Origin of the sequence: Labrys sedimenti (assembly GCF_034424805.1) — a bacterium.
GTDB classification, from domain to species: domain Bacteria; phylum Pseudomonadota; class Alphaproteobacteria; order Rhizobiales; family Labraceae; genus Labrys; species Labrys sedimenti.
On sequence record NZ_JAXOUF010000051.1, the window covers coordinates 1 to 9346 of the forward strand.

A 9346-nucleotide genomic window follows, 5' to 3' on the forward strand; every position below is an offset into this window, starting at 1 on the left:
GCACACACCTTCTTCTCGGCAATCTGCATCGCAGCCGCAGTCATCTTCTGGATCTGATCAATGAGTCCTAAGCCTAGGCTTCAAGTCCGGCGACCGCATCCTGACGACCACCGCGGAATATGCCGCCAACTACCTGTCCTACCTTCAGATCGCGAAGCGCACCGGCGCGGTGATCGACCTTATTCTCGACGATGCGGACGGCAGGCTTGACCCACGGGCGCTGGAGATGATGATCGACGATCGCGTGCGCCTGATCGCGATCACCTGGGTTCCTACCAACGGCGGGCTGGTCAATCCCGCCGCCGAGGGCGGCCGGATCGCCAGCATATGGCATCCCCTATCTGCTCGACGCCTACACGCTGCGGACCGACGCGCGCCGGTTCGAGACGTGGGAGAGCAACTATGCGGTGCGGCTCGGCCTGGGCGCTGCGATCGAAGAGGCGCTGGCGATCGGCATTCCGCGCATCGAGCGCCGGGTGAAGGCGCTCGCGACTACGCTGCGCGCGCTGCTGGACGAGGTGCCCGGCGTCACCGTCCGCGACCTCGGCCCCGATCCGGCCGCGATCGTGACGTTCACGCTCGACCGCATGGATGCCGCGTCTGTCGCAGCCCGCCTGGCCGACTGCGGGATCAACGTGTCGGTGTCATCGCCGAGCAGCACGCCAATCGACAGCGAGCGCCGTCACCTCCTAGACCTCGTTCGCGCCTCCCCGCAACCTGTTCCCGATTGCGTTTTCCCGAAATGGTCTGTTGGACATGGAGAAACGGGACTGCTGCGAGGTGTCGGAACGGCCGGTTTGGGGATGTCCCGCCGATTTACCTGATGGCCGGCAATGGGTCGGTTGCTGATCGGCGGCTATCTTCGAAGTGGCCCCAAGAGCCGATGATCCGCTTTCGGCCCCTAAGCGGACAGCTGCAACTGCTCTTGGGCCAGATGCTAGATTTCCGATTAGCAGACCGTCTTAATTCCTGAGGAGTGACACTGATTTATCGTCCCACGATTGTTTTCGAAAGAAATCGACACCCCGTGTGCATGTGAGCGGGCCGCTAGATCCTCCACCATTTCGGTTGCCAGAACCTTGGGGGCTGGGACAGGCACGATGCGCTCATGATAGTTTTGGGCGCCCAAGTGCTCGCCGCCGATTACGATGGGATGGAGATCGATCGATTGGAGCTGAGCGTCGGCGTCGAAGCGGCAGCTTGCGACCACGCTCTTCCAAACCTCCAGCGCACTCCACACCACCTCGCCCTCATTGAGATGGAACAGGAAATTGCCGAGCCCGTAGAAGATCGGTGCACCACGATAGATCTCTATGGGCTGCAGCACGGGAGCGCCGTGGCTGACGAACACACCCGCACCCGCATCGATGCAGGTACGCGCAAATGTCTGGACCCATACGGGGACATCACGCCAGCTTGGTTCCCAGTGGTGGTGGTGGAGATAGGCTATGACGAAGGCACCCTCCGCGGCGGCCCTGCGGATCGCCGACAGTTGAATCTCCAAGCTGGCTTCGTCCACGAGGATCCTGCGCCTGTTTTCGGACGCGCGGCGAAAGATCGTGCCATAGAAATCGATGTCGCCTGCTGATCGTAATTCAGGTGGATCGTGGGGCTGGGCATAATTGCCCCGTTCCATGGGACTGCTCTGGAACATTGCTTGAATGCCACTCAGGGCATCAAAGCTCGACCTATCCACCTCGAACACCCTTGAAACCTCAAGCCCGTTCACGCCGGGCCGCGCGGGTCTTCTGTCCGTTGCATCGGCGGCATACATCGTCGCCGGCCCGGGCCCGGCATCGATCGCGACGAGCGCTACCGACCTCTTGCCGAAGGTCTTGAGGCCAGGCTGCCGCGCTTGCGATAAATCGGCCCCGATACCGGCATGAAGGAAGTCCCTGGCCGCAACCTCTTCGAGAGTGGACAGGATGCCGGGCGGGCCCAGGTCGAAAGCATGGTTGTTGGAGAGCGCCAGGGCATTGAAGCCGATGTCCTGTAACGCATCCAGAACCACGGGTGCCGAGCAGCCGAAATAGCTTCCTTTCATCGGCCATCCGCCGTGTCGACCGAATATTGTGGTCTCGAAGTTCGTGAAGGCGATATCGGCTCGCCGGATCAACGACTTGATCGCGGCAAACCCCTCGTCGGAAACCTGTCGAACATCATGATGAATCAGGGATTGCCCGGTCAGTGCGAGCGTGAACGGCGAAGACATGATGCCTACCTCGGAGATGGGTTCGAAAAGTGGGGCCATCAGGCCTCCGGAAGGGGGGGAGTGGTCACTTCCCGGTCTGCGGAGAAATATCCACGCCGAACCATTTCAGACTGATCCTGCCGAGCGCTCCGTCTTTGGTGCTTGCCTCAATGGCCTTGTCGAACGCTTCGATGAGATCGGCGTCCTCCTTGCGAAGGCCGATCCCGACACCAGGACCCCAGGTGCCCCCGGAAAGCTGGGGGCCGAAGAAGTCGACGGCCTTTCCTTCCGGCGTTTCCAGGAACTGCTTCCAGACGAGATAGTCTCCCAAACCGCCGTCGATGCGCTCGGATGTGAGATCGAGCTTCAGATTTTCCTGGCTGTCATAGCTGCGCACCTGCGCGATATCGCCGAAGAGTTCCCGGACGACGGCCTCGGAATTCGAGGATCGAAGCACGCCGAGCGTCTTGCCCGTCAGGCTTTCCCTCAGCCTGTCGATGAGCGCCTTCTTTTTCGCGTCGATGTCCGTTAGATCAAGCTTGGCCTTGGTATCGCCGGGCGGCAGGCCAAGGTCGCGGCGCATGACGATCTGGTTTGGCCCCACCGCATAGGGAACGGAGAAAGCGATCGATTTCTTGCGCTTTTCCGTGATCGACATGCCGGCGATGATTGCGTCGTACTTCTTGACCAGAAGGCCGGGGATGATGCCGTCCCAATCCTGGGCGACGAAGGTGCACTGCAGCTTCATGCGCGTGCAGAGTTCATTGCCCACATCGATGTCGAACCCGACAAGCGCACCATTTGTGTCGATATAGTCCCAGGGCGGCGAAGCTCCTTCCGAAGCGATGGTGATCGCCCTGCTCTCCTCGGCACGGGCAACGCTGCTGGCGAGCAGGATTGCCAGAACGGCCAAAGCCAGATGTCGTTTCATGGTGTTCCCCTTCTTCTTGGTTCGGTTCTTGATTATTCGCCGAGGTGTATCCGCTGCAGGTTCTCGCGGAGGCCGCAGGCGGCACCCGTTTCGTCCGTGTTCCAGGCATCTGCGAGGTCCTGCAGCCTGATGCGTTCAGCGCCCGAAGCGCCGAGCAGGATCGCCTCGTCCCCGAGTTCGGCTTCGGGAATATCGCTGACGTCCACGCGAAGATGTTCGAGATGGACAGGCGGGATGATGGGAGCACGCCGCCCCCTGACCAGCACCATGGCCTTGGCCCCGGGATGTCGCGGCACCCCGTGTCCCCAGCCGATGCCCAGCACCGCCAGGCGCATGGATCCTCGATATCCAGGCAGGCCCGGTGGTGCGCCCATGCTGTCGTCGCTCGCCTTGAGTGCGACGATGCGTGCTTTGATCGCCGACAGGGCAGGGCGGATGAGCAACCCTCGGCGACCCGCATAGGCGCCGGTCAGTCCGAAAAGGAGCGCGCCGGGATCCACCGCATCCATGTCGAACTCGGGATGGCGAAGCAGGCTTTCGCTGCTCGACACCATGACCGTCGCGGGACGGCGGCCTGTCGCCTCGAGCCCCTCGAGAAGAGGGGCGAGGCGCGCAACCTGCTCTTGCGCCGAGGCGCCAGCCTGGCCGAATTCGCTGAGATGGGCATAAAGACCCTCGACCACGATATTGGCTTGCGACGCGCATAGATCGATGAGGGACCAAAGGCCAGAGGGCGCAACGCCCGCACGCCAGAAACCCAGATCCACCTTGACGAAGATCTTGAGTGCCGTGCCGGTCGCAAGCCAGCGGCGCAGATCCTCCTCGCCGGAAATCGAAATCGTCAGATCGAGCTCCCGGACAAGCTCGATGGCATCCGGGCCAATGCCCGGATACATCAGGATGGGCTTTCGCGGCGCCGCCTTTCGTACCGCCAGGGCATCGGCGATCGACACGACGCCGAAGGCATCGACGCCTGCTGCGGACAGGAGGCAGGCCACCTCTTCCGCCCCACATCCATAGGCATCCTGCTTGAGACAGGCGATGATTTTCGTGTTCGGTCCGATCGCCGCCCGGATGGCGCGGTAGTTGGAGGCAATCGCCGACAGATCGATCTCGCGCCAGGCGGTCTCGCCGAGCTGAAGCGGACTTTGGTGAGACCTAGTGTTCATGGGCCACCGGCGCGAGGGCGACCCGGCTTGGTTCGGATTTCGCCCGCGGCGCACCGTTCAATCGCGTTTCCAGCAGGTGGAAAGCACCGGTCAGCACGAATGTCAGGCCAAGATAGAGCAAGCCGGCGGCGATGAAGATCTCGTAGGGCGCGAAGGTCTCTGCAACCAGCTTTCGCGACAGCCCTGTGATTTCGAGGAGGGTTACCGTGCTGGCGAGCGAAGTTGCCTTCACCAGGCTGATGATTTCATTGGCGTAGGAGGGAAGCACGCTTCGAAAGGCGATTGGAAAGATGATCCGGCGCTTGATCTGCAACGACGACATGCCAACAGATTGTGCCGCTTCGACCATGCCGGGGGCGACGGCCTGGATCCCGCCGCGGAAGATCTCCGTTGTGTAGGCGGCGCCATTGAGCGAGAAGGCAAGCAGGCAGCACCAGAAAGGATCACGCAGCAGAACCCACAGGACGCTCGAGCGGATGAGGCCAATCTGGCCGAGGCCGTAATAGACGATAAAAAGCTGCACGAGCAGTGGCGTGCCACGCAAGACATAGGTGTAGGCCAGTACCGGCAGCGACAGCCAGCGCCGCGACGACGCGCGCATGAAGGCCAGGGGCACCGAGAGGATGAGGCCTGCCAGGAGCGACGCGAATGTCAGGAGAAGCGTCAGCGGAATGCCGCCGGCGAGCGTGACTGTGCTGGTGAGGAGGAGTGCGATATCCATGGCGGAACGCCTCACCGCCCGGGAACGGCGAAACGCCGTTCGAGCAGGTTGAAGATCACCAGTGCGAGGCTGGTGAGCGTGAGATAAAGGGCGGAAGCGGCCAGATAGAAGCTCAGCGGCGCCCGCAACGAGCCCGCGCCGATGGCGGCGACCCGCATGATATCAGTCAGCCCGACGATCGAGATCAGCGAGGTCTCCTTCACCAGGGAGATCCACTGGTTCGCAAGCGCCGGCAGGGCGATGCGCAGCATCTGCGGCAGGGTGACGAGCAGCCAGCTCTGCCAGGGATGCAGCCCGAGCGAGCGGGCTGCCTCGATCTGTCCTCGCGGTATGCTGAGCACAGCGCCTCGGAAAATCTCCGCCGTGTAGGCGCCGAAGACGACGGTGAGGGAAACGACGCCCGCCAGGAACGCATTGACCTCGACATAGCGGCCGAAGAAGGCGCTGATGGCGACCGTGCCCCCGAAATAGATCAACAGGATGATGATCAGTTCGGGCACACCGCGGATGATGGTGGTGTAGAAGCCGACGGCGAGGCTCACGGCCTTCCATCGAGACAGGCGCCCGGCTGCGGCGAGCAAACCAAGCGCCATGCCGAGCACGCCGCTGACAAGCGCCAGCATTACGGTCGTCTTCAGCCCGTTGGCGAATTGCACGGCAAATCCGTCCATGCGCGAAACCCCTTTATCGATGGGAGGCAAGAAAGCTGCGAAGCCGGCTGGAAGCAGGTGTGGCGAAGAATTCCGACGGGGGACCTTCTTCCTCGATCAAGCCTTGGTGCATGAAGGCTGCCCGTGTCGAAACCTGCCTGGCAAAGGCGAGTTCGTGGGTGACGATCACCATCGTTCGCCCTTCCTCCGCCAGCGCCGCCATGACACGAAGCACCTCGCCGACCAGCTCCGGATCGAGGGCCGAGGTCGGCTCATCGAAGAGCAATATGCTCGGCTCCATGGCGAGCGCGCGAGCGATCGCGACGCGCTGCTGCTGGCCGCCGGAAAGATGGCGGGGATAGGCGTCCGCCTTGTCGGAAAGCCCGACTTTGGCGAGGTAATGACGCCCGAGATCGGCGGCCGCATTGCGCCGGATCCCTTTGACGAGGATGGGACCTTCCTTGACGTTTTCAAGCGCTGTCTTGTGCGGCCAGAGATTGAAGTTCTGGAACACCATGCCCATCGAGGCCCGAATGCGCCGGACCTGCCGATGGTCGGTGATGCTGGGTTGGCCGCCCTGCCGCGATGCAACTCGGATCGCCAGCTTCTCGCCGTCGACCCAGATATCGCCCCGGTCGGGCACCGTCAGGAGGTTGAGGCAGCGCAGAAGCGTGCTCTTGCCCGAGCCGCTGCTGCCAAGGATCGAGAGAATTTCACCTGCTCGGACGTCAAGGTTGACGCCACGCAAAACGTCGTTGCCGCCAAGCCGTTTTTCGATCCGCTCGGCACGGATGCCGTGCGTCGGAGCCTGGTGAAACATCGGTGTACTCTGCATCAGGCATTCCCCACTGAAGGCGGCGTGCCGCCGATACGGGGCGCGGGGAATAGGGGACGCGACAAAGGCTTTGCTGCACGCATGGGAGCGGCACCATCCTTTTGATTTCTGTTGTCGATGTGTAGGACGCCCCTTTGTTCCGGTGACGCGGAGCACCTTCGGAACTGCGTCTCGACCCCACAATTGCCCGCCTGCTTTCCGAGATCAATTTATAAGCGAAATTATTTTCCGATAAGTTCAGCTAATATGGAGTGTCATCGTCTCAAGCCGAATAGCCGTCCCTAGCGATGCGAGGGACAATTAGGTGGCGCGAGATCGGCATTGCCGTATAAGTTTGTCTTCGTAAAGAAGGGCGACAATCGGCCAGCCGCGCGGAAGCCTCGTCATGGTGGAAATCTCAAAGACGGGCATTACGCTCCGCCAGCTTCAGATCCTGCGCGAGGTTGTCAGGTCAGGCTCGGAGCGCAGCGCTGCCAAGGCGCTTGAAATCACCCAGCCGGCCGTCAGCCAGCAAATTCGGATCTTGGAGGGCCTGCTCGGCTTGCAATTGTTCGTGCGTGACAAGGGGCGGCTTGTTCCGACTGCCCACACCATGATGCTTTTTCGCGACACCGACGCCACCTTCGTCCAAATAGAAAGGATCACCAAAACGGTTGCGTCCCTGAAGGGGGTCGATAGCGACACGATCGGCATCGCGGCGCCGCACGTTTTCTCGCTCAGACTTCTTCCCGAGGCTTTCCGCCAGCTGCGCTCACGCCAACCGGTGGCAGGGATCGTTCTCAAGTCGGGCACGTACCCTGAGGTGGCGGAGCATGTCCTCGAGGGACGCGCCGACCTCGGAATTGCTCGACTGCCGCTAGACGGCAACGTCTTTGACTGGTGTCCGGCGACCACCGCGACCAATGTCTACATTTTCCCCAAGGGTCACCGGTTCACTCAAAAGGACGTCATCCGGCCAGAAGATCTCGTGGGAGAACCGCTCGCGGATGTTGGACCCGGGATGCAATCCCATCTCATGAATGAGAACGCCATGAGATATATGGGGGCGGAACCGCATCTGGCGATACAGGTCGATGTCATCGGCCAGGAGGTCAATTTTGTCGCCGCCGGTCTCGGTATCTCGAGCAGCAACACCTTTGCCGCCAGCCAGTTCGCGTCGTTCCCCGTTGAAGTCCGCCCTTTCGAGCCGAGCGCTCTCTATCACTATGTCGTCTTCTGGCAAAAGGGGCGCAGGCTCGGAGCCCTGCTCGAAGAAACGATCAAAGTGTTGGTCAAGTGCTCAAAGGCCGACATGGAAGATCGTGAACAGGCCAACATTTGCCCACAAGGCGCCCGATGATCACTTCAACTCTCAATTGACGATGGATATATACGCGCCATGCCTTAATGAACGATCCATGCGCTCTTGAGGTCGTGACCTGTTGACCAGGCGGTGGAGGTATCATGTCGATATGGCCCAAGCTGGCCGGGGGGCACTCTCACATTAACGGGCATGCGGGCGCTGAAGGGTAATCAGCCCTGTTCGTCACGAGCGGTGCAGACGCGTGCAACTTCCAGCCAAGTGGCCATCGCGTCGGCCTGCCGTGTTCGATACCCGCCTCAACTCAGCAAAGTGCGACGCGAAGTCGTTCATTCCGTGATGCTGCCTCCAACCGTGCTCCACAAATGTCGGGAGTTTTGCAAAAAGAGCCCTGCCCAATCCGTTCGACCGTCCTCGGGAGGGCAGAATTACAAGCCCTCGGAGTTTCCTGGCCAAACCTTGCCACTCATCCGGATCGAGCCTCCTAGATAGGCATTCCCGTCTTGCATCGTGGCTATGGGTACACACCCGTCCTTGAATGTTGCCGTTTCACCGAAGCCGGTGAGGCACAACAGATCATTTTGAAGGGACCATTTTCCCAATCTGATATCCGGCTGTGGTGATCCGAAGTCGGCTATATTTGCATGAGCGACGCCATCCGCCGATAGATAGAGCTTCAACATCCGGGAGGTATCGCGATCGCTTACCACAATCGTCTGACCCGAAACTCCCATGATTGCCTCTCTTCCGCTACGCAAATCATGCGGGTTTTCCGAAAGAAGTTTTCCTCTCAGAGGGTCGTCAGCAATGAAACTCAGGTTGATTGCGCTGTCTTTGCCAATTGCGATTTTGGCACACCCCCAATCGGCCGGCACTCCCTTATCCAACGGGGAAAAACACAATGCCCCGTCCTGTGACGACCATCGGTTGAGCCCCATGACTTCGGGTGGTCTCCCACCCCAAATCAGAGCTGCGAGGCTCATTCCGTCTGGACGCAGGTAAATAGCCATTGTCCCGAAAGGATATTGGATTTCGATGGTCTTGCCGCTCACTTCACTGGCTGCAGGGGCCGGAGTTTGGGCCTGCGCAGAGACGGTAAGGAGCGTCGCCAGCATAAGACCAAGCCACCGGCAAGACCGCCTCTGAAAACATCGCTTCAAGCTTGCCTCCTTAACCCGTTTCTTTGATCCCGCGCCCTTGCTTCCCATAAAGCCCGATTGAAGCATCACTTCTGCAATTGAGTTTTGCAACAATCAGTCTCGATGGTAGCGGCCAGCGGCCGTTGTTCTGATCCGGCCCCATTGTTGGACCGCCTTGAGGCTAAAGTTTACGGCCTCTTCGCCGCACTCCCCAAATTTTGACCGCCCGGCTTGCGGATTTTCTGGGCTAAGGCCTATGGCGGATTGGATGCGCCGGAGCCATTGATGAGCGCCATCGGCACCGTATTGCCAATGGCACTATGAGGACGAACTTCGTTGTACAACAGGGCTTGAGAACGCCCACGGGACCGCATTCCGGGAAGTTCTCTATCCGTATCATCCGTGGTTCG

At 60.6% G+C, this 9346-nt stretch carries 8 protein-coding genes and 1 pseudogene; 2 read left to right on the plus strand and 7 right to left on the minus strand.

What is annotated here, in order from left to right:
* Positions 1–70 precede the first annotated feature (70 nt).
* Positions 71–824: pseudogene (locus U1R88_RS35805) on the plus strand (aminotransferase class V-fold PLP-dependent enzyme); the annotation flags it as partial.
* Positions 825–949: 125 nt separating this feature from the next.
* Here the strand turns inward: U1R88_RS35805 and U1R88_RS35100 are convergent.
* The 6 genes from U1R88_RS35100 to U1R88_RS35125 all read right to left on the minus strand — a co-directional run bounded on the left by U1R88_RS35100 (position 950) and on the right by U1R88_RS35125 (position 6482).
* Entirely contained in the window at positions 950–2212 is a 1263-nt protein-coding gene (locus tag U1R88_RS35100; RefSeq protein ID WP_322435505.1) for a CapA family protein, read from the minus strand.
* 64 nt (positions 2213–2276) lie between these two features.
* Positions 2277–3122, minus strand: a complete 846-nt coding sequence (locus U1R88_RS35105; protein ID WP_322435498.1) for a transporter substrate-binding domain-containing protein — start codon at positions 3120–3122, stop codon at positions 2277–2279.
* A gap of 32 nt (positions 3123–3154) precedes the next feature.
* Positions 3155–4291, minus strand: coding sequence for an alanine racemase (gene alr / locus U1R88_RS35110; protein ID WP_322435499.1), 1137 nt, complete (start codon positions 4289–4291; stop codon positions 3155–3157).
* The gene (locus tag U1R88_RS35115) at positions 4281–5012 is read right to left on the minus strand and encodes an ABC transporter permease (protein ID WP_322435500.1); all 732 of its coding nucleotides are present in this window, start codon (positions 5010–5012) and stop codon (positions 4281–4283) included. The genes alr and U1R88_RS35115 overlap by 11 nt, the downstream gene beginning before the upstream one ends.
* A gap of 11 nt (positions 5013–5023) precedes the next feature.
* A complete protein-coding gene (locus U1R88_RS35120; RefSeq protein ID WP_322435501.1) occupies positions 5024–5683 on the minus strand; it encodes an ABC transporter permease in 660 nt (219 codons plus the stop codon).
* A 13-nt stretch (positions 5684–5696) separates the two neighbouring features.
* A complete protein-coding gene (locus tag U1R88_RS35125; protein WP_322435506.1) occupies positions 5697–6482 on the minus strand; it encodes an amino acid ABC transporter ATP-binding protein in 786 nt (261 codons plus the stop codon).
* Positions 6483–6882: 400 nt separating this feature from the next.
* Between U1R88_RS35125 and U1R88_RS35130 the strand changes: the two genes are divergently transcribed.
* Positions 6883–7836, plus strand: a complete 954-nt coding sequence (locus U1R88_RS35130) for a LysR family transcriptional regulator (protein WP_322435502.1) — start codon at positions 6883–6885, stop codon at positions 7834–7836.
* 389 nt (positions 7837–8225) lie between these two features.
* Here U1R88_RS35130 and U1R88_RS35135 read toward each other — a convergent pair whose 3' ends face one another.
* Complete coding sequence (locus tag U1R88_RS35135; RefSeq protein ID WP_322435503.1) at positions 8226–8912, minus strand: hypothetical protein; 687 nt, start codon at positions 8910–8912, stop codon at positions 8226–8228.
* Positions 8913–9346: the final 434 nt, after the last annotated feature.

Coding starts and splice junctions, on each gene's coding strand:
- U1R88_RS35115 (WP_322435500.1), bottom strand. CDS start 5,012: ATGGATATCGCACTCCTCCTCACCAGCACAGTCACGCTCGCCGGCGGC.
- U1R88_RS35135 (WP_322435503.1), bottom strand. CDS start 8,912: ATGCTGGCGACGCTCCTTACCGTCTCTGCGCAGGCCCAAACTCCGGCC.
- U1R88_RS35130 (WP_322435502.1), top strand. CDS start 6,883: ATGGTGGAAATCTCAAAGACGGGCATTACGCTCCGCCAGCTTCAGATC.
- U1R88_RS35120 (WP_322435501.1), bottom strand. CDS start 5,683: ATGGACGGATTTGCCGTGCAATTCGCCAACGGGCTGAAGACGACCGTA.
- U1R88_RS35100 (WP_322435505.1), bottom strand. CDS start 2,212: ATGTCTTCGCCGTTCACGCTCGCACTGACCGGGCAATCCCTGATTCAT.
- U1R88_RS35105 (WP_322435498.1), bottom strand. CDS start 3,122: ATGAAACGACATCTGGCTTTGGCCGTTCTGGCAATCCTGCTCGCCAGC.
- alr (WP_322435499.1), bottom strand. CDS start 4,291: ATGAACACTAGGTCTCACCAAAGTCCGCTTCAGCTCGGCGAGACCGCC.
- U1R88_RS35125 (WP_322435506.1), bottom strand. CDS start 6,482: ATGTTTCACCAGGCTCCGACGCACGGCATCCGTGCCGAGCGGATCGAA.